This is a genomic window from Vibrio sp. ZOR0018, assembly GCF_963865925.1.
GTDB lineage: Bacteria > Pseudomonadota > Gammaproteobacteria > Enterobacterales > Vibrionaceae > Vibrio > Vibrio anguillarum.
In genome coordinates, this window is the sequence record NZ_CAWMCN010000011.1 from 1 (window position 1) to 21601 (window position 21601).

Annotated in this window: 18 protein-coding genes and 2 tRNA genes; 11 read left to right on the plus strand and 9 right to left on the minus strand. The window is 45.7% G+C overall.

Going from position 1 to position 21601, the window contains the following annotated elements; all coding sequences use genetic code 11:
- From AACR75_RS00210 to uvrY, 5 genes are all read right to left on the minus strand, one after another.
- A tRNA-Gly gene (locus tag AACR75_RS00210) sits at window positions 1-76 on the minus strand.
- A gap of 2 nt (window positions 77-78) precedes the next feature.
- Window positions 79-152, minus strand: a tRNA-Cys gene (locus AACR75_RS00215).
- Between the two features lie 268 nt (window positions 153-420).
- Window positions 421-978, minus strand: coding sequence for a CDP-diacylglycerol--glycerol-3-phosphate 3-phosphatidyltransferase (pgsA, locus tag AACR75_RS00220; protein WP_013856615.1), 558 nt, complete (start codon window positions 976-978; stop codon window positions 421-423).
- 46 nt (window positions 979-1024) lie between these two features.
- Window positions 1025-2857, minus strand: coding sequence for an excinuclease ABC subunit UvrC (gene uvrC / locus AACR75_RS00225; RefSeq protein ID WP_047688276.1), 1833 nt, complete (start codon window positions 2855-2857; stop codon window positions 1025-1027).
- Entirely contained in the window at window positions 2857-3501 is a 645-nt protein-coding gene (gene uvrY, locus AACR75_RS00230) for a UvrY/SirA/GacA family response regulator transcription factor (protein WP_026028128.1), read from the minus strand. Before uvrY ends, uvrC begins: the two co-directional genes overlap by 1 nt.
- A 480-nt stretch (window positions 3502-3981) precedes the next feature.
- Between uvrY and AACR75_RS00235 the strand changes: the two genes are divergently transcribed.
- On the plus strand, window positions 3982-6345 hold the full coding sequence (locus AACR75_RS00235; protein ID WP_047688341.1) for a DNA polymerase II: 2364 nt from the start codon (window positions 3982-3984) through the stop codon (window positions 6343-6345).
- A 24-nt stretch (window positions 6346-6369) separates the two neighbouring features.
- On the opposite strand, the gene AACR75_RS00240 is transcribed toward AACR75_RS00235, so the two are convergent.
- Entirely contained in the window at window positions 6370-7137 is a 768-nt protein-coding gene (locus AACR75_RS00240; RefSeq protein ID WP_013856611.1) for a nucleotidyltransferase, read from the minus strand.
- Window positions 7138-7271: 134 nt separating this feature from the next.
- Here AACR75_RS00240 and yeiP point away from each other — a divergent pair, with 134 nt between their 5' ends.
- Together yeiP and AACR75_RS00250 are read left to right on the plus strand one after the other, a co-directional pair.
- Entirely contained in the window at window positions 7272-7838 is a 567-nt protein-coding gene (gene yeiP / locus AACR75_RS00245) for an elongation factor P-like protein YeiP (RefSeq protein WP_013856610.1), read from the plus strand.
- 2 nt (window positions 7839-7840) lie between these two features.
- A complete protein-coding gene (locus AACR75_RS00250) occupies window positions 7841-8161 on the plus strand; it encodes an HI1450 family dsDNA-mimic protein (protein WP_017048043.1) in 321 nt (106 codons plus the stop codon).
- Window positions 8162-8259: 98 nt separating this feature from the next.
- Here AACR75_RS00250 and yqfB read toward each other — a convergent pair whose 3' ends face one another.
- On the minus strand, window positions 8260-8604 hold the full coding sequence (yqfB, locus tag AACR75_RS00255) for a N(4)-acetylcytidine aminohydrolase (protein WP_010319023.1): 345 nt from the start codon (window positions 8602-8604) through the stop codon (window positions 8260-8262).
- A 229-nt stretch (window positions 8605-8833) separates the two neighbouring features.
- Here yqfB and hutC point away from each other — a divergent pair, with 229 nt between their 5' ends.
- From hutC to AACR75_RS00285, 6 genes are all read left to right on the plus strand, one after another.
- Window positions 8834-9547, plus strand: coding sequence for a histidine utilization repressor (hutC, locus tag AACR75_RS00260; protein WP_038148510.1), 714 nt, complete (start codon window positions 8834-8836; stop codon window positions 9545-9547).
- 127 nt (window positions 9548-9674) lie between these two features.
- Window positions 9675-10889, plus strand: coding sequence for an imidazolonepropionase (hutI, locus tag AACR75_RS00265; protein WP_047688278.1), 1215 nt, complete (start codon window positions 9675-9677; stop codon window positions 10887-10889).
- On the plus strand, window positions 10882-11895 hold the full coding sequence (hutG, locus tag AACR75_RS00270; protein WP_047688280.1) for a formimidoylglutamase: 1014 nt from the start codon (window positions 10882-10884) through the stop codon (window positions 11893-11895). The genes hutI and hutG overlap by 8 nt, the downstream gene beginning before the upstream one ends.
- A gap of 77 nt (window positions 11896-11972) precedes the next feature.
- On the plus strand, window positions 11973-13670 hold the full coding sequence (hutU, locus tag AACR75_RS00275; protein WP_047688282.1) for a urocanate hydratase: 1698 nt from the start codon (window positions 11973-11975) through the stop codon (window positions 13668-13670).
- Window positions 13671-13683: 13 nt separating this feature from the next.
- Entirely contained in the window at window positions 13684-15216 is a 1533-nt protein-coding gene (gene hutH / locus AACR75_RS00280) for a histidine ammonia-lyase (protein WP_017048047.1), read from the plus strand.
- Between the two features lie 109 nt (window positions 15217-15325).
- Window positions 15326-16051, plus strand: a complete 726-nt coding sequence (locus AACR75_RS00285; protein ID WP_047688343.1) for a DUF3581 domain-containing protein — start codon at window positions 15326-15328, stop codon at window positions 16049-16051.
- Between the two features lie 141 nt (window positions 16052-16192).
- Here the strand turns inward: AACR75_RS00285 and AACR75_RS00290 are convergent, their stop codons facing one another.
- Window positions 16193-16684 (minus strand): methyltransferase family protein, encoded by a 492-nt coding sequence (locus tag AACR75_RS00290; RefSeq protein ID WP_081989680.1) that lies wholly within the window; start codon window positions 16682-16684, stop codon window positions 16193-16195.
- 50 nt (window positions 16685-16734) lie between these two features.
- A complete protein-coding gene (ydiJ, locus tag AACR75_RS00295) occupies window positions 16735-19770 on the minus strand; it encodes a D-2-hydroxyglutarate dehydrogenase YdiJ (RefSeq protein WP_047688286.1) in 3036 nt (1011 codons plus the stop codon).
- A 275-nt stretch (window positions 19771-20045) separates the two neighbouring features.
- Between ydiJ and AACR75_RS00300 the strand changes: the two genes are divergently transcribed.
- Together AACR75_RS00300 and AACR75_RS00305 are read left to right on the plus strand one after the other, a co-directional pair.
- Window positions 20046-20735, plus strand: coding sequence for a DUF3334 family protein (locus AACR75_RS00300; protein ID WP_026028133.1), 690 nt, complete (start codon window positions 20046-20048; stop codon window positions 20733-20735).
- Window positions 20736-20864: 129 nt separating this feature from the next.
- On the plus strand, window positions 20865-21548 hold the full coding sequence (locus tag AACR75_RS00305) for a DUF2786 domain-containing protein (protein ID WP_017042255.1): 684 nt from the start codon (window positions 20865-20867) through the stop codon (window positions 21546-21548).
- The last annotated feature ends 53 nt before the right edge of the window (window positions 21549-21601 follow it).

Here is a 21601-nt window from a genome sequence, read left to right on the forward strand (position 1 = left end):
TGGAGCGACACACGAGGTTCGAACTCGTGACCTCAACCTTGGCAAGGTTGCGCTCTACCAACTGAGCTAGTGTCGCAATGGAGGCGCGTCCCGGAGTCGAACCGAGGTCCACGGATTTGCAATCCGCTGCATAGCCCCTCTGCCAACGCGCCCCTGTAACATCAAGGGGTTGGGTTGTTTCTTCCGTTCCTCTCAAGTACGGGATGCATTCTACGCATTCGATTCGATGAGTCAATATTATTTTTTTAGTTTTTAAACCGTTTGGCTATTTTGCATTCAAAAAGGACGGATTTGGTTAATTTGATAGCAAAATTCACCACCTTTCACACGAGATAACTGTGCTTTAACTGAAGCAATAATGCATGTTGTGAAAGGGATTGTAGAAATTGGAGGAACAAAAAACGGGCCTAAGCCCGTTTCTTAATGATGTTCTGCATTGAGGAGGTCGTCTTTAGCTGCCGCCAAGTATTGAACCATTGACCAATAGGTCAAAATGGTTGCGATGTATAACGCTGCATAGCCGACCCACACCATCCAATCATCATGACGCCAAATCAATACCCACAATGCAAACATTTGGGTGAGCGTCTTAACCTTCCCAACCCATGAAACGGCCACACTGGCTCTTTTACCAATTTCCGCCATCCATTCTCGCAACGCAGAAATGATGATTTCACGTGCAATCATTGTCACGGCTGGAATCGTTATCCAGAGACTGTGGTAATGGTCGGTGATCAAGATAAGAGCCGTCGCAACGAGCACTTTATCCGCTACTGGGTCGATAAAAGCACCAAAGCGAGAGGTTTGCCCAAGTTTTCGCGCAAGCATGCCATCTAACCAATCGGTAAAACCCGCTACCCAAAACACCATTGCCGCAGCAAAAGGGCCCCAGCCGTAAGGCAGATAGAAAACAACGACAAATACTGGGATAAGGAAAAGTCGTAATAAAGACAAAATATTAGGAATATTCAAACGCATATTTATAGGCTCTTATCGATTGCGCGGTTATGTTGCGTTATTTTTCTTATTGTTTCAATGCTTGATAAATGTTTTCAGCTAAAGAATGGCTAATACCGGGCACTTTGGCGATTTCTTCAACAGTGGCTCTTTTTAGCTCTTGCAGCCCTCCCATATATTTCAGCAGTGCTTGCCGGCGTTTAGGCCCAACCCCTTCTATGCCTTCCAATGTACTGGTACGCCGTGTTTTACCTCGTTTGGCTCTATGCCCAGCAATGGCGTGATTATGACTTTCATCGCGAATATGCTGAATCAAATGCAAAGCTGGCGCATCACTTGGCAGGTTAAATTCATCTCCATCGGTTGTAATCAACGTTTCTAGCCCCGGTTTGCGGGTAACGCCTTTGGCGATACCAATCATCACCGGTCTTTTCGGCCAATCTTGCCAATGGCTAGAGATGATCTGCAAAGCTCGATTCAATTGCCCTTTACCACCATCAATGAAAATGACATCGGGGATTTTTTCCACGTCAAGCTGCTTGGAATACCGCTTATCTAACACTTGTCCCATTGCAGCATAATCATCCCCACCAGTAATTCCAGTGATGTTATAACGGCGGTATTCTGGTTTAACAGGCCCTTCTTGGTTAAATACCACGCATGAGGCGATCGTGCTCTCTCCCATGGTGTGCGAAATATCAAAACACTCCATACGCTCTATGCTATCCAACCCTAAAACAGCTTGAAGTGCTTTAAAACGCTGGTTGATCGTCATTCTATGGTTAATTTTAGCCGTTATTGCGCTCAATGCATTGGTATTAGCCAATTTTAAATATTGAGCACGCACACCTGTTGGGCTGATGTGGAAAGAAACTTTACGCCCGACCAGGGTCTGTAAGGCTTCTTGCAGCGGCTTTTCATCCTCTAGCAGACCCGCATTTAAGATCACTCGACTTGGGATCGTACGCGCCTCATTGTGACTTAAATAATACTGTCCTAAAAAGCCATCAAACACCTCTTCTTGAGTCGTGTTAGCCGGAATTTTAGGAAAATGGCTACGACTACCCAATATTTTACCTTGGCGGATCATCAAAATATGGATGCAAGCGATGCCATTTTCTTGGGCAAATCCCAATACATCCATGTCATCCATCGTCTCTTCAGAAACAAACTGTTGTTCTTGGACTCTTCGAATGGCTTGGATCTGGTCTCTAAATTTAGCGGCATTTTCAAACTGCAGTGCTTGGCTGGCTTGTTCCATTTTTTGCACTAATGTTTCAAGTACTTGGTTATCTTTGCCTTGCAAAAACAATCGAACATAATTAACCAATTCAGCATACTCTTCATCCGCAATGATATGACTCACACAAGGTGCAGCGCAGCGGCCAATTTGATACATCAGGCAAGGACGAGTCCGGTTGCTATAGACGGTATCTTCACATTGTCTTACCGGAAATATTTTTTGGATGAGGTGTAACGACTCTCGAACCGCACCAGAATCAGGGTATGGACCAAAATACTCACCTTTGCGCTTTTTCGCGCCACGGTGCAACGACAAACGAGGGTGCTTATGCCCACTAATAAAAATATACGGGTAAGATTTATCATCTCGCAGCAGCACATTGTATTTAGGCAAATATTGCTTGATGTAATTGTGTTCAAGGATCAACGCTTCCGTTTCAGTGTGAGTAACGGTGACATCAATTTTATCGATATGGCTGACTAACGCGCGCGTTTTCTCACTGTCGATTGTTTTTCGAAAGTAACTAGAAAGGCGTTTTTTGAGGTCTTTGGCTTTGCCAACATAGATGATATCAGCCTCGGCGTTATACATTCGATAAACGCCGGGCTGATGGGTAACGGTTTTAAGAAAAGCGACCGAGTCGAACAAAGAAGTCACTAAAGCGTCTCGGTGTCTAACATTCCGTGTCGAATAGCTAAATGGGTCAGTTCAACATCACCGCTGATCGCTAACTTACTAAACAGTCGATAGCGATAGCTATTTACTGTTTTGGGGCTAAGACTAAGTTGCTCGGAAATATCCGTCACTTTTTGCCCTTTGGTAATCATCATCATAATCTGCAGCTCTCTTTCCGAGAGATCAGCAAATGGATTGTCAGAAGCTGGCGAGAATTGGCTTAATGCCATTTGCTGTGCGATTTCAGGCGAGATATAACGCTGCCCACTATTCACAATGCGAATCGCGTTGACCATTTCATCTGGGCCTGCACCTTTGGTTAAATAACCCGCGGCTCCAGCTTGCATCACTTTGGTCGGAAATGGATTTTCCGTATGAACCGTTAACACGATGATTTTCACATCTGGATTAAAGCGCAGAATTTTTTTTGTCGCTTCCAAACCGCCGATACCAGGCATGTTCATATCCATTAAAACAACGTCGACATGATTACTGCGACACCATTTTACTGCTTCTTCACCGCTGTCAGCTTCCCCTACTACGTTCATTCCACGGACGTCTTCAATAATACGTCGTATCCCTGTGCGAACCAGCTCGTGATCATCTACAAGGAAAACACTTATCAAACTTGTATCTCCACACTCATCTATTGGCTCTGCACCCACTGAATCGTGGATAGCAGCATCGCGGCCCACATTAATTAGCTCACAATTGGAAATTAACTCACAATCGGGTAATTAACTTAACATTGGTTTTTACTCACACTGAATATGTGCTCAAACCCCAAATTTGGCAAGTACTTATTTGTTCGGCTAATCATCCAATGAGAATCCATCAACAAATCAAAAGCTTAATTATATTAGCAGAGATGCCGCACGACTTTTACATGATTTTTTGACAAATTTGAACCTAAACATAAAAATGCAACCAGCCTCATAAAAATACAAAACCAAAACAAATCATAAAGTTAAAATGCATACACCATACCAATTAACGGTTATTTCATCTCCATCGCCCGCTTACTCACCTCACTGAATTCGTTATTTACCTCGTAGCTCTGATATGATGCCCTCCCCCAAGGTTACGACTATTTGGATTTATTACGCTTGGTTATTCAACACGGTTTTTTACTTACTCGCCATGCAAGAGACCTTCATGGCTCGACTCATATTGAGTTGTGGTTGAGTACGCCTCAAGGTCCAACCCAACTGATTATCCGTGGTGAAAAACCCGTTTTCTTCATACCACAGAAAGATGTACCACAAGCGCAAAAATTAGCGTTAGAGCGGCAGCTCTCTATCGAATTAAAAACATTGGATTTGGAAGATTTTGAACATACCCTCCTAGCGGGTTGTTATTGTCAAACGATTCAAACGCATGCTGAGTTTTCGGCACTACTAAAGCAACATCATATTCTGACGTTAGAAGATGATATTAAGCTTGCCGACCGCTTTCTTATGGAGCGTTTTCTTAAAGGCAGCATTGAATTCACTGGACGGCTTACCCAGACGTTTTCCCACTCAAAAATAGAACAGGCGAAATGTCGACCGGGCAACTATCTTCCTCATCTGAAAGTGGTTTCGCTGGATTTAGAGTGTTCTGAAAAAGGCATTCTCTACTCGATTGGTTTTGATAGCCCAATGGACAGCCGCGTAATCATGATTGGTGAGCCTGAGCCTTGCGATACCCCAATTCAATGGGTGAAAGACGAATACGCATTGCTCAACGCTCTCATCGATTGGTTCACTGAGTTCGACCCTGATGTAGTAATTGGCTGGAGCGTGATTGATTTTGATTTTCGCTTACTCCATAAAAGAGCCGAGTGGCATAAGTTAAAACTTGCGATTGGTCGCGGCAAACAGCACAGTTTTTTTCGTAGTTCAAACCAGAGTCAGCAAGGGTTTATTACTATTCCCGGGCGAGTAGTGTTGGATGGAATTGATACATTAAAAACAGCCACTTACCAATTTCGTTCTTGGTCATTGGAATCAGTATCAAGGGAGCTATTAGGCGAAGGAAAAGCGATTCATAACGCCCATGATCGGATGGATGAAATCAACCGTATGTTTAAAAAAGACAAACCTTCACTGGCGAAATACAACCTGCAAGATTGTGTGTTAGTGAATAAAATCTTTGAACATACCCATTTGCTGGATTTCGCCATTGAACGTTCCCGTCTCACGGGTGTGGAGCTAGATCGCGTCGGCGGTTCTGTCGCCGCCTTTACCAATCTCTATTTACCTCAATTGCATCGCGCGGGTTACATCGCACCTAACTTACACTCCGAAAATTGGGTCGCAAGCCCCGGAGGCTATGTGATGGACTCCATCCCTAACCTCTACGACTCTGTATTACTTCTTGATTTTAAAAGCTTATATCCCTCGATCATTCGTTCATTTTTAATTGACCCACTTGGCTTGATTGAAGGGCTAAAAATTCCGCTTGGTAAAGAGGATAACCAAGCGGTAACGGGATTTCGTGGCGGTCAATTTCACCGCACCAAACATTTTCTTCCAGAAATGATCGAGAAATTATGGGCTGCGCGTGATGTGGCGAAAAAGAACAATAACAAAGCCTTTTCACAAGCGATAAAAATCATCATGAACTCTTTCTACGGGGTGCTTGGCTCGTCAGGTTGTCGTTTTTTTGATACTCGTTTGGCGTCCAGTATTACCATGCGCGGACACGAGATCATGAAGCAAACTAAAAAGTTAATTGAGGCGCAAGGCTATCAAGTGATTTATGGTGATACCGACTCAACTTTTGTCTCTTTAGGTGGTCAATATTCACAGCAGCAAGCGGATCGCGTAGGAAAACAACTGGTTGAACACATCAATCAATGGTGGACGACCCACTTGCGTGAAGAGTACCGATTGGAATCGATGCTGGAATTGGAATACGAAACCCACTACCGAAAGTTTCTGATGCCAACCATCCGAGGTTCAGAAACGGGGTCAAAAAAACGCTATGCGGGATTGATCGGTGAAGGCGAAAACGAGCGGCTAATTTTTAAAGGGCTTGAGAGTGCAAGAACGGACTGGACTCCGCTCGCACAACGCTTTCAGCACCAACTTTATTCGATGATTTTTAATGGTGAAGACCCTGCGGCGTTTATTCGTGAAATCGTTGAGCAAACTCAAACCGGTCAACTCGACCATGAGCTCGTGTACCAAAAACGGTTGCGTCGCAAGCTGCATGAATACCAAAAAAACGTACCACCACAAGTAAGAGCCGCACGACTTGCTGATACGATAAACCAGCAGTTAGGCCGACCATTGCAATATCAAAATCGAGGTCGTATCGAATATCTCATCACACTGAATGGCCCTGAGCCTAAAGAGTATTTAAAAAGTCCTATCGATTATCAGCACTATATCGATAAACAATTGCAGCCAGTCGCAGAAGCCATTTTACCTTTTGTTGGCTTGAATTTCGAACAGCTCAGCCAGCCACAACTTGGGTTATTTTAAGAAGTACGACGATCTAGCCAGCGGTTAACCAATCCGAAACTCTGTTTTTTGATACTGCTTTGCAAGCCATTGCCCATAACTGTCTAGAATTCCAATCACTGAGCGTTTGGCGATCACTCGTCCAGAAAGCAAAATACCCAATCTCTCAATGTCGATTTTTTTCTCCGGGTGATAACGTAAAAACTGCTGCCCGCATTCGATAGGATCATCAAACCAATTTTTGTCACGATACATAATCAAAGAATAACTGGCGCGCAGTAATTTCTTGGCAATGGCTACTTGCGCCTTGCTCTGTTCGCTTTCAGAACTGGTTTTTGCAATTTTATCACGGTAAAAAAAGACCCAATCTGCGATGTCCATATTCCAGTGTTTGGCTATTTCCCAACTGGGTTCGAAATCGCCAAAGCATTCCGCCAGATCATCACCCAAGATGCAAACGCAGCAATGGCGTAACATAAATCCCCACGTAAAAATGCTCTCTAAAGTGGCTACCTCGCTCACGAGTGCAGTTTTGATCGAGACTTCGGTGATATGTGGGAAACTTTTCTGAAATCGCCATTTTATCGTATTTAGTAACGTTGCTCGTTGCTCGGAGAAATCACGGTGCGTGACCAACACCACATCCAAATTGGAGCGCCCATAACGCGCAGTTCTGCGCGCCACACTGCCATAAAGGTAAAGACTATGTAGATTGTCACCTAACCCGGCACGCAGAAACTTGATGAGATCATCGATAGCCGCTTGATATTCAGCCTGAAAGGGTTGTTTTGGGTCAATAACCGATAAATACATAGCAAAAAGCGTTAGTTAATTTAAGAAAAAGTACACGCGGTCATGTTCTACTATGCAAAGCAATCAATCAAGATATTCCTTTTCGAAAACGGCAAGGTATAATGCGCCGAAACTAAGTATGAAGGAAAAATTCCATGCCAAAGGCGAATGAATTAAAAAAAGGGTTTGCTATTATTTCTGGTGGCAAGACGCTATTGATCAAAGACATCGAAGTGACCACTCCTGGTGGCCGCGGTGGTTCTAAAATCTACAAACTACGTTGTACTGATTTGAACACTGGCGCTCGCGTTGATGAGCGTTTAAAAGCCGATGACTTTGTCGACACCGTTGACATGAACCGCCGTGCGGTTTCGTTTTCTTATGTTGATGGTGATGAGTACATCTTCATGGATAACGAAGATTACACTCAATTTACGTTTAAACAGGCGGATATCGAAGATGAGCTACTGTTCATCACTGAAGAAATCCAAGGTATGTATGTGGTTGTCGTTGACGGTGTTGCGGTAGCACTAGATGTCCCTTCATCTGTTGAGCTTGTGATTGAAGAGACTGATCCTTCCATCAAAGGTGCTTCAGCTTCTGCGCGTTCAAAACCAGCACGTTTAAGCACTGGCCTTGTTGTGCAGGTTCCTGAATATGTCGCAACTGGCGACCGTATTATTATCAACACCGCTGAACGCAAATACATGAGCCGAGCATAATAATGTCTGATTTGATTTCTTACGACGATGCCATTGATGCGGCTTACGACATCTTTCTTGAAATGGCACCCGATAATCTAGAACCTGTTGATGTCATCCTGTTTACAGCACAATTTGAAGACCGTGGCGCGGCTGAACTGGTTGACGTTGGTGATGATTGGGTTCAACACGTGGGTTTTGACGTCGATAAGGAAGCTTACGCGGAAGTATTGATCGGTCTTGTCAATGAAGAGGACGACGTACTAGACGATGTGTTTGCAAGAATGCTCGTCAGCCGCGACCCAGACCAAAAGTTCTGCCACATTCTGTGGAAGCGTGACTAACCTCATTACTGTTGCTGCGTTTTATAATGAAATCGTCGTGACACGGTCTTGAGGCAAACAGCAATAACGCCAATCGTGATTGATTGGCGTTATTATTTTTAAGCGTGATCTTTTTCCAGAGCTTTTTCTTCAACCAGTTGATAGTGAATGACATACAACTGTTCAATATTGGGATAAATGTCTTGAATCACCTCTTTCAGTGTCGTGAGTGACATATTTTCTTGCTCTGCATGGTAGTGGCTTAATTCGCTAAATAGGATCGGTTCAACCTTATTGATTAACAAGCGGCAGAACTTTCGTCCCTCTTCCAACGTACTCACCTCGACAATAGAGCCAACTTGGTAGTGCTTTTCGCTCTCATCACGAATGGTGATCACTTTCTTTTTCGCCAAAATATCCGCTTCAAAACGAGCGAAAAAAGTCATTTCTGTTGGAGCTGTCATCGTATTTTCTCTTTATTATTTAAACCACAAGTTATCATTTACAACACAGGTTACTATTTACAACACAAGTTACGACGCCATCTTACCGTGACACTGACCCTTTGTCGTCGATAGCTGCTTCACCAATTCACAGTTTTGGCCGATGATGATCGCAAAGCCTTATCTAAATATTGCATTTCCCAGCGACTTCGTTAATTATTTGTATATTCAAATAAAACTCATCATGCCCATGTCAAGCTCACCACTTTATAGACAAATAAAACAATTTATTTTAGATAACATTGAATCCGGACACTGGCCTGTCGGCCAACGCATAAGCACCGAGCTAGAACTGACTGAGCAATTTAATGTGAGTCGGATGACGGTGAATAAAGCGATACGGGATCTGGTAGCTGATGGAAAACTGCAACGCCGACCAAGGCTAGGTACTTTTGTTTGCGCTGTAGAAGACAAAGCGGAATCACCGCTGCTTGATATTCGTAATATTGCTGACGAGGTCGCTAGCCGAGGGAAGCAATATCGCAGTAAAGTCTTAAAGCAACTTGCGTTAACAGCAGATGAAAGTGTCGCTATCAAACTCGGCGTCATGCTAGGATCTTCTGTTTTTTATAGTGAAATCATTCACTTTGCTAATGACACTCCGATACAACTGGAAGTGCGTTGGGTCAATAGCCGCTACGCGCCCCACTATCTTGAACAAAACTTCTCGTTCATGACGCCCAATCAATATCTTTCACAAAACTGCCCATTAAGTGCCATTGAGCACACTGTTGAAGCCATTATTGCCGAGCATCACATCAAACAATTGTTGCAGTTGGCCGTCAATGAACCCTGTTTACTACTTAATCGCCGTACCTGGAGTGGCGATAAGTTAGTCAGCTCTGCACTGCTTTATCACCCGGGTTCGAAATACAAATTAACCTCTAAAGTGATGCTCGACTAACGCTACACATTTCAACATTCGATCACACTTTTGCAACATTCATCTTGCACCGCGTGCGCTTTTGCCTTATTTATTTGTATATACATTTAAATCAGCAGCGTACTAAGCGATAACGGTGACAATAAAGATGGATCTAATACTGACCAACGCGCGTATCGTCAGCATGGAACAAGGGGAGCTTGGCTATCAACCTAGCTCTCCTAAAACTGTGGTGATAAAAGCGGGCAAAATTGACGCCAGCCTTGATAGCCACATTCCCATCGCTGCCACGCCAGAACACAAAGTCATAGATTGCCAAGGCAAGCTTATCACTCCGGGGTTGATAGATTGCCATACTCACCTTATCTATGCCGGTAACCGCGCCAATGAGTTTGAAATGCGCTTGCAAGGCGTTCCCTACCCAGCGATCGCCAAGCAAGGCGGCGGTATTTTATCAACCGTCCACGCCACCCGCACCGCATCCATTGACCAATTGGTTGAGTTGGCACTACCAAGATTAGAGGGATTGCTGCGTTCCGGTGTCACATCCGTTGAGATCAAATCGGGCTACGGTTTAACGCTCCATGATGAGATAAAAATGCTCAAAGCGGCTAAGCACCTTGAGGATCATCGCCGCATTAAAGTCGTCACAACACTGCTCGCCGCTCACGCCATTCCACCAGAATATCAACACCGATCAGACGATTATGTTGAGCATATTTGTCAGGAAATCATCCCTCTGGTGGCCGAACAAAAACTCGCTTCGAGCGTCGATGTGTTTTGTGAATCGATTGGTTTTACGCTGGCACAAACAGAAAAAGTGTTCCAAGCCGCAATTGCGCATGGGCTGCAAGTGAAAGGTCATACCGAGCAATTATCAAACCTAGGGGGAAGCGCTTTAACCGCCCATTACCAAGGTTTGTCTGCCGATCATATCGAATATTTAGATGAGCAAGGTGTGTTTGCACTCGCCCGTTCCAATACCGTGGCAACCTTGCTGCCCGGTGCTTTTTATTTCTTACGTGAAACCCAACGCCCACCGATTGATTTACTGCGTCAGCATCATATTCCAATGGCCATCGCAAGTGATTTCAACCCCGGTACATCGCCGTTTGCTGACCTCACTCTTATTATGAATATGGCGTGCACACTGTTTGGCTTAACCCCCCAAGAAGCCTTACGAGGGGTGACTCAACATGCTGCGCAAGCGTTAGGTTTTGCTGATTCTCGCGGCAAAATTGCCACTGGCTACGATGCCGATCTCGCCATTTGGAATATTAGCCACCCAGCCGATTTAAGTTATCAAGTGGGCGTACCGCGTTTGCATGCACGCGTAGTTGACGGAGCATTTACCTATGAATAACCCTACCTTTAGCAACACTCAGCACAGCTTCGAGTGGCAAGGCCGTCACGATGCCGAAGATGGCGAGTTAGGTACACGCGTTCACCATCAAACTCAACGTTGCACCGTCAATACGCTACCCATTCAACAAAACCAAGATGAGAAAGCCATTGCCATTATCGGTTTTGAATGCGATGCAGGGGTGGCCCGCAATAAAGGACGCATTGGCGCAAAACAGGCTCCCGATGCCATTCGCCAAGCGCTGGCCAACATGGCTTGGCATAAGCACTCTCGCTTTTTTGACCTGGGCAATATTCGCTGTATTGATGATGAACTTGAGCTGGCTCAGCAACAGTGCGCTGATGTGATTGCCCATACGCTTAAACAAACGCCCGTTATCGTACTGGGTGGCGGTCATGAAGTCGCTTGGGCCACGTTTCAAGGCGCAGCGCAATATCTGAGTCAACAAGCCATCAGCCAACCACGAATTGGGATCATCAATTTTGACGCACATTTCGATTTACGTGCTTTTGAGTCAGAGATCGCTTCGGTGCGACCTAGCTCCGGCACTCCCTTTAATCAAATTCATCAATGGTGTGAGCAAAATCAATGGCCATTTCATTACGCTTGCTTAGGTGTAAGCCGAGCAAGTAATACTACTGCACTGTTTCAACGAGCCGATGAACTGGGCGTTTGGTATATGCAAGATAATCAGTTTTCAGCACTGAGCCCGATTGATCATCTGCGTGAACTGCAACACTTCATTGACCAGTGTGACTATCTCTATTTAACGATTGACTTAGATGTCTTTCCAGCTGCAACGGCGCCGGGAGTCAGCGCCCCAGCGGCACGTGGCGTAAGTTATGAAGCGCTTGCCCCTTATTTTGACAAAATTTTCTACCACAAAAATAAGCTGTTAATTGCCGACATTGCCGAATACAACCCGCAATTTGACCAAAACAATCAAACTGCTCGTCTCGCGGCAAGGCTGTGTTGGGATATCGCCAATGCCATGACCGACGATTAATCGCTACACCTCACTAAACCCGATACTGGCACCATAACAACAATAGCGCCACATTGTGAAACACAAGGAGTCTCAACATGACGCAACCCCATACTCAAGAGCAACGTCTTGATACCACGCGCACCATTCGCGCCCCTCACGGTACAACACTTCGAGCCAAATCGTGGTTAACCGAAGCGCCACTGCGCATGCTCATGAACAATCTTGACCCAGACGTTGCAGAGCACCCACATGCACTTGTGGTGTATGGTGGCATTGGCCGCGCGGCCCGAAATTGGCCGTGCTTTGATAAAATTGTTGAAGTGCTTGAACGCCTTGAAGAGGATCAAACGCTCTTGGTTCAATCAGGCAAACCTGTCGGTGTTTTCCCGACGCACAAAAATGCACCACGTGTGCTAATTGCCAACTCAAACCTTGTACCACATTGGGCCAACTGGGAGCACTTTAATGAGCTCGATAAGCAAGGTTTGATGATGTACGGTCAAATGACGGCTGGCTCATGGATCTACATCGGCTCACAAGGCATTGTACAAGGTACTTACGAAACCTTCGTCGCCATCGCTAAACAGCATTTTGCTGGTAGCGCAAAAGGCCGCTGGGTGTTGACTGGCGGCTTAGGTGGCATGGGCGGCGCTCAGCCATTAGCGGCAACCATGGCTGGGTTTTCCATGATTGCGGTCGAGTGTGATGAATCGCGCATCGACTACCGCTTACGCACTGGTTATGTCGATAAAAAAGCCACCAGTTTAGATGAAGCCTTGGCGATGATCGATAGCTCGGAGACACCGATTTCTGTCGGTTTGTTAGGTAATGCCGCCGATATTTTTCCACAGCTAGTTGAGCGTAATATCACCCCCGACGTGGTGACAGACCAAACCTCGGCCCATGACCCACTCAATGGTTATTTACCCTTAAATTGGAGCATGGAACACGCCGCTCAAATGCGCACTCAAGATGAAAGCAAAGTGATCAAGGCGGCCAAAGCATCGATGGCCGTCCAAGTTCAAGCGATGTTAACGCTGCAAAAACGCGGCGCTGCCACACTCGACTACGGCAACAATATCCGCCAAATGGCTCTCGAAGAAGGAGTGGCAAACGCTTTTGACTTCCCAGGATTCGTGCCAGCCTACATTCGCCCGCTATTTTGTGAGGGGATTGGACCTTTTCGCTGGGTCGCCCTGTCTGGCGATCCCGAAGACATTTATAAAACCGACCAAAAAGTGAAAGAGTTAATCCCTGATAACCCCCATCTACATAACTGGCTAGACATGGCGCGCGAACGCATTCAATTCCAAGGCCTACCAGCTCGCATCTGTTGGGTGGGTTTGAAAGATCGCGAACGTTTAGGCCAAGCCTTTAACGCGATGGTGAAAAGTGGCGAGTTAAAAGCGCCAGTCGTGATTGGTCGCGACCATTTAGATTCCGGCTCGGTAGCAAGCCCAAACCGTGAAACTGAAGGTATGCTAGATGGCTCAGACGCTGTTTCCGATTGGCCGCTGCTCAACGCACTGCTCAATACAGCCAGTGGCGCAACTTGGGTGTCACTCCACCACGGCGGTGGCGTAGGTATGGGCTTTTCTCAGCACTCTGGCATGGTGATCTGCTGCGATGGTTCAGATGACGCAGCGCAACGCATTGCACGTGTTTTACATAACGACCCAGCCACAGGTGTCATGCGCCATGCTGATGCAGGTTATGACATTGCGAAACGCTGTGCTAAAGAACAAAAGCTCGACCTGCCAATGCTCAACCATGAACTCGCGCAACTGAAGTAAGGACAAAAAAAACATGTTAAATCTTGTTATTAAACCGGGCCAATTGAGCTTAAAAGCACTGCGTCAAGTAAGCCGAAAGCCGGTCACCGTATCACTCGACTCCAGCGCGATAGCGGGTATTGAAGCAAGCACACAAGTCGTTGAACAAGTGATTGCCGAAAATCGTACTGTTTATGGTATCAACACGGGGTTTGGCCTACTTGCCAATACTAAAATTGCCCCTGAAGATTTAGAAACCTTGCAGCGCAGCATCGTGCTTTCACACGCTGCGGGCATTGGTAAATTCATGGCGGATGAAACCGTTCGCTTGATGATGGTACTCAAAATTAATAGCCTTTCCCGTGGGTATTCTGGTATTCGACTTGAGGTGATCAACGCCTTGATGGCGTTAGTTAATCACCAAGTCTACCCATGTGTTCCGCAAAAGGGATCGGTTGGCGCATCGGGTGATTTAGCGCCTTTAGCACACATGAGTACGGTGCTGCTCGGCGAAGGGCAAGCTCGCCACAACGGCGAAATTATCTCTGGACTGGACGCGTTGAAAATCGCAGGGCTAACTCCTATTACTTTAGCGCCAAAAGAGGGGCTCGCGCTACTCAATGGCACACAAGCCTCTACCGCATTTGCCCTAGAGGGGTTATTTGCCGCAGAAGACTTATTTGCCTCCGCCATTGTGTGTGGTTCAATGTCGGTCGAAGCGGCGCTGGGCAGTCGCCGCCCGTTTGATCCGCGCATTCATCGCGTTCGCGGCCATCGCGCGCAAATGGATGCCGCCAGCGCTTATCGCCATGTACTTGACAGCCGCAGCGAGATTGGTGAATCCCACACCGCATGTGAAAAAGTACAAGATCCGTATTCACTGCGTTGCCAACCACAAGTGATGGGCGCGTGCTTACAGCAAATTCGCAATTCGGCTGAAACGCTAGAAGTGGAAGCCAATGCCGTTTCCGACAACCCTCTGGTGTTTGCAGACGATGGCGACATCATCTCTGGCGGAAATTTCCATGCAGAGCCCGTCGCGATGGCTGCGGATAACTTGGCGCTAGCAATTGCCGAAATCGGCAGTTTGTCAGAACGACGCATGGCACTCTTGATTGACAGCGCGCTCAGCAAGCTTCCGCCATTTTTAGTCGACAACGGTGGCGTTAACTCTGGCTTTATGATTGCGCAAGTGACGGCGGCAGCGCTAGCCAGTGAAAATAAAACGCTCGCCCATCCGGCTTCGGTAGACAGCTTACCCACTTCAGCCAACCAAGAAGATCACGTGTCGATGGCAACGTTTGCTGGTCGTCGTCTGCGTGATATGAGCGAAAACACGCGTGGTATTTTAGCGGTCGAGTATCTTTCTGCCGCGCAGGGGCTCGATTTCAGAGCGCCTAATAAATCCTCCGCATTAGTCGAAGAAGCAAAACAAATCCTGCGTAAAAAAGTTTCGTTTTACGATAAGGATCGCTACTTCTCGCCAGATATTGAACAAGCTAATACCTTGCTAGAGCTGGCGGTACATAACTCGCTCATGCCGGAAAATCTTCTCCCTAGCTTATAATGTTACGCTATTGAGCCTCGATCTCTGTGAGGCTCTTTTTACTGATTGGACCATTCATCGAGTGGAGTTGACTTATAATCGCGTCAGTTTTGGCTATACAGCGTACATTATGTCTCTTACATCTTATTTCTCTCATCAAGATCAAAAATTCCAGTTCACTCGCCAACAAGCGAGTCACTTTGCTAAAAAAGTGGCGGGAGATTTCAACCCAATCCACGACGAAGACAGCAAGCGTTTCTGTGTTCCGGGCGATTTGCTCTTTGCAGTATTGCTGCAAAAAGAAGGCATTAGCCAAAAGATGCGTTTTGATTTTTCAGGCATGGTCAGCGATGGCATTGCACTGCACATTGAAAATAAGTGTATGAAAGAGAGCGCTCTTGTCGATACTGCCGGCAAAGAGTATCTACACATGAGCCGCGAAGGCCAAGTAAGCCACAACACCGCATTTATCGAACACGTTGTGACGAACTATGTGCAGTTTTCTGGTATGAACTTCCCGCACATCATGGTGCCATTGATGGAAGAAGCGCAAATGATGATTAACTGCCAGCGCCCATTAGTCATCTATGAAAGCATGGAAGTGGAATTTGAACGTTTAGACCTCTCTTCACCTGAAGTTGAGTTTTCTGGTGCGACGTTTGATGTTGACGGTAAACGTGGCATTGTCACGCTTAACTTTGCCTTTAAAGAAAACGGTCAAATCGTAGGGAAAGGGGTAAAGCGCATGGTAGCTAGTGGCCTGAAACCTTATGACCAAGAAGCAGTCGATGACTTAGTTAATCGCTTCAATGAACGTAAAGAGATGTTTTTAGCTCAATTTTCAAAAGCAGCCTAACCGTATTCTTTTTACTATGATTTGAGCTCTTTTGCTCATTATCTAGAACCATATTTGTTGTATAGAACCATGTTCGTTGTATAGATTGCAGCCCCGCTATTCTTGCGGGGCTTTTGATTTCGGATGCCTTACGACATTCAACTATATCCAGCGCCTGACACGCTGCTTGTAATCGACATACTCTTCGCCAAAACGCGCTTCCAGCACTCGCTCTTCTGGATAAATCTGAAAACGATTCATAAACCACACAAATAAAAATGCGACCACGAGGCTCAACCCATTGTGTTGCCAATAAGCCACGCCAAACAACAGGAAAAAGAGCCCCAGATACATCGGATTACGCGAATAACGGTAGATACCGCTATCCACAATACACGATGTCGTTTCTGGTTTGGTTGGATTGACCGTGGTTTTCTTGCGGCGAAATTCGTAAATCCCCAGTAAACCAACGATGCCAGATAAAACAAAGCAAATCGCAAAGACCACTCGAGGCAGAGGTAAAGCGAGGCTTACAAACTCAAAACTGTATGAGATACGATGCATCAACAGTAGCGCCACAATAAATATCGCCACTGGGGGTATTTTCAGTTCAAATTTTTCCATGCTGCTCCACCTGACTGTGCTTCGCTCCAAACCAATATCGACAGTATAGTAAAAAGCCCAGTAAGGTCTGGGCTTAGGGTTTACAACAATGCCAGTAAAGCTTGTAACGGATGCTTGGGTTTTACCTGTTCAAATCGTTTCACTTGACTACGGCAGGAATACCCTGTGATCAAGCAACGCTCTTTGGGCAGTTTTTCTAAACTTGGCTTCCAGCTTAAACCATAAATATCTTTCGACATCTCCAGCTTATCCTTTTCGTGGCCAAAGGTTCCAGCCATGCCACAACAACCAACTGGCACCGTTTTTAACTGAGAACCAAAATGGCTAAATATCGCGCCCCACTCTTTTTCTGCATTCGGTAGTTTGGTCTTTTCCGTGCAATGAGCAAACAGATACCAAGGCGCGTCACTGTGGTTTTGGTGATGGTTAAACTCCGACAAACGTGGCAACAGCCACTCATGAACGGTCAACACATCAAACTCACCACGCTTATCGCCAAGAATTTCGTTGTACTCATCACGGTAGCAAAGCACTAACGCTGGATCGACACCGACCATTGGAATATTGAGATCAGCCACTTGTGACAAAAACGCAGCGGTGTTTTTCGCAGTGGTTGTGAATTGCTTTAAAAATCCTTTGATATGCTGCGCTTTACCATTGGGTTTGAATGGCAACAGTATCGGATTTTTGCCTAATTTGATCAGCAATTGCACGAAATCTTCAACCACATCAGCATCATAATAACTGGTGAATGGGTCTTGAACGATAATCACATGTTCAGCGCGATCTTGCTGTGACAGACCAGCGAGACGCTGCATATCAAATTTCACCACCTGGCCTGCGACACGCTTTGCCAACGTCGGTACCGAAAGCAAGGGTGCATCAACGTAGCCAACGGTTGAAGCGGTGAGGCTTTGTACCCATTTCTGAGCCAACACCCCGTTCACCACTTGCGGAGCCTTTGCCATGACCGGTAAAAGCGTTTCAATATTCGCGACGAGATAATCCTTAGCCGGACGCTGATAACGTGAGTAGTAGATATTTAAAAAACGAGAGCGAAAACTCGGCACATCCACTTTGATTGGACATTGGCTGGCACACGCTTTACACGCCAAGCAGCCGTTCATCGCTTCATACACTTCATGTGAAAAATCGTACTCACGCGATTTATTGAAAGAGTTACGCACGCGATCAATCATAGTTTTGATGGTTGGGTTTGACTCCAACACTTGCTTCTCTAGGTCAAGAATATCCACACCCTGCTCGGTAAGTTGGCGTAACCATTCACGCACCAAACCGGCACGGCCTTTCGGTGAGTGACGACGATCCGCCGTGACTTTCATCGACGGGCACATCGGCGAACTGGTGTCATAGTTAAAGCATAAACCGTTACCATTACACTCCATCGCCTGCTTGAAACTGTCACGGACCTTCACATCGATTTGACGATCAAAATAGCCGCGTTTGGTGTCCGTGACTTTGACCAATTCAAAATTGGTCTCAAGTGGCGTACATATTTTGCCGGGGTTCATTTTATTGTGCGGGTCAAAGGCGGCTTTAACGCGTCGTAATTCAGTAAATAGCTCCTCACCAAAAAACGCGGGGCCATATTCGGAGCGATAACCTTTGCCATGTTCGCCCCACATTAAACCGCCATATTTTGCCACCAGCTTGACCACCTCATCAGACACTTCATGCATCAGAAGCTCTTGCTGTGGGTCACACAAATCCAAAGCAGGACGCACATGCAACACGCCCGCATCCACGTGACCAAACATGCCATAACTGAGATTTTTACTATCCAACAAGGTACGGAATTCGCTAATAAAATCAGCCAAGTGTTGAGGAGGAACACAAGTATCTTCAGCAAAAGCAACAGGTTTAGCCTTGCCTTTGGCCGCCCCTAATAACCCCACCGCTTTTTTGCGCATGTTGTAAATCAGGTTAATGCTCGCCAAATCACTGCACACTTGATAGCCAATGATGCCCGCTTGTTCTTGCTCAAGCATCTGATCAAGACGCTGCGTCAATGAAGCGACCTGCGCGGCGACCTCTTGCTCGCTTTGGCCTGCGTATTCGACCATATTGATGCCTTGCATCTCTTTGCCCGGAACATCCGCTAATAACTCACTGACGCTATGCCAAACAATATCTTGCTTAGCTAGATTTAATACTTTGGAATCGACGGTTTCAACCGATAACGCATTGGCCGCTACCATTAAAGGAGCATTACGCAATGCCGAATCAAAGCTGTTGTACTTCACATTGACTAAGGTGCGAGCTTGGGGGATAGGCGTCAGATTCAAGGTTGCTTCTGTGATGAAGACCAAAGAGCCTTCTGCGCCACAAAGTACCCGAGTGAGATTAAAGTGATCACGTTCTTCATCAAGCGCATTTTTAAGATCGTAGCCCGTCAGAAAGCGGTTAAGAGGTGGAAATTTCGCCACAATTTGTTCGCGCTTGTCGCGGCATACCGCTTCGGTCACTTGCAAAGCGTTTGCAGCAAAAGTACCACTTTCAGGCAAGCCTAATGAGAGATCCGATTCAAGTACCGAACCATCGGCAAAAACGGCTTGCAGAGACAAGACATGATCCGACGTTTTGCCATATTTTAAAGAGCCCTGCCCTGACGCATCGGTATTGATCATGCCACCAAGTGTGGCTCGGTTACTGGTCGAAAGATCCGGTGAGAAAAAATAACCTAATGGTCTGACCGCATCATTTAATTGGTCTTTCACCACGCCAGCTTGTACTCTTACCCAACCTTCATCAGCATTAATTTCAAGCACTTGGTTCATGTGACGAGATAAATCAACCACAATACCTTTGGTTAACGACTGGCCATTGGTACCAGTGCCACCACCGCGCGGTGAAAAAGTGACTCTCTCAAACTCTGGTTTTGAGCTAATCTTACCAATAAGTGCTACGTCATGAGTTGATTTGGGATGCACAACGGCTTGAGGCAATTGCTGATAGACACTGTTGTCAGTCGCAACAGCAAGTCGGCTAGAGTATTGTGATTCGATATCGCCGCTAAACCCCTCGTTTTCGAGTTGTTGTAAAAAGCTCAAAACGACGGGATCGACGTCCGTTTGGTGATGAAGTCTTGGTAACATTTGCTTCCTGCCCCTACTGCGCTGATCCAATCAGCTGTGGGTTAATGGTTATTTTGATATTAATCTTTGAATTTCGTCACTTTACAACATTTAAAAAGGTGATCAAATCAGAATCTCAATGCAAGAATGAATCTCTCTAAAAAGTCATCAGTACGACATTTTTCCTGTACACAACATTTTAGCTATATATAGTTAATTAACGCTTTATGCTTTATATATTGATATAGAGAGTTAAATACCGCTTTTAAACTGCAATGCACATTACGGATATCAGAATGAAAAAAAACAAGATTGTTACCACTGAAGATATTTTGCTTAAGCTTTGTCAATCAGTGTCAGGAGTGCTCAGTTCTGCAACGGCGACCAACATTGCTTACTCAGCGATGGTACAAAAAATCAACAAAACGTCACTAAAGCCAGATTTCGGCTGTTTCGTTTTGTTTGATGGTGGCTTCTCTGGGCTCGTTGTTATCAACTTTACGGCCAAGGCTGCGCTGGAAATTTACACCAGTTATATGCGCAACATGGGAATGCCAGAAGAAGAGCTGGCCGTACTGCACACTTCTGACGAGGTGGGCGATGTACTGGGCGAATTGATGAATCAACTCGTAGGCGACTTCACAAATAAAATCCGCAAAGAACTGCAAACCAACATTACTCAAAACCAACCGAAGATGCTGTCACTCAACAAACAGGTAATTTTGTCGGTGGATACTAATTTAGATCGTCCACAAGCACGCCGAGTTACCTTCTCGACAGAAAGTAATAATATTTTCTATCTTGAACTGGCAATGGATAAAACCGAATTCATCCAACTTGAAGAGTTTGAAGTTCAAGAAGATGAAAGCCCTGATTCAATTTTAGAAGCGACTCAGCAAAAACTGTCTGCCAAAGCAAAAAACGACAAGCAAAACAACAGTGATGATGATTTGACAACAGACCTATTGGATGAACTTGGTATTTAAAAACCACCAACCTCCTCTCGACTCGCTGCCTGATTTTGGGCAGCGATTCTCCACTTCGCTTTCACTTCCAGCATAAAACCGCTAAAATGTCGGACTTTTCTGAAGTTGTAGAATTGTATTTGCGAATTAATGGATAAACAGAAAGCTCTAAAGAAGATCGCTAAATGTCTTGAACTTGGTAATTCCGCGAATGTGAATGAAGCGGCCAATGCCATCAAGATGGCGCATAGCCTGATGCTGAAGTATGGGCTTGATAAAGATGACATCGAATTTATCAAGATGGGCAAAACCCAATCAACCCATTTACTACCCGCATCGATCACCTCATCACTACTGCGAGTGATCCGCGGTATCAATACTAAGTTTGGTGTAGAAGCGGTGCTACTCAATCATAAAGGACTCAAACGTGTTGAGTTTATTGGTGAGGCCGATCGCGCTATTTTTGCCGCCTTCGCTTTTGATATCATTTACCGAGAAATGAACGAGCACACAGGCCAATTTCGAAATAGTTTCGCGGGTAGTGGCACTTCCAGCATGGAAGTCACACGGCGCGTCAATTCATTCGTTTCGGGTTGGATTGAAGGGGCATTAGAAAAGCTTCCAGTGATCACCGCCGATGATGAATCCAATAACAAAATCAATAATTACATTGATAAAGAGTTTCAAAATATTGACCGTGAAACCTTCAAGCAGCAGCTGCGTGATGCTATGAAAAATATTACCGCGGATTACGAAACTGGGTTAAAAAAAGGCCGTAAAGTATCTGTAAACCGACCGATTGATGGCGCACCTGCTCCAAAACGTCTTAGATAACCATTAATACGCTATTCTGCTCTGTGCATTCGATAGAAATGCGCTACTATTTG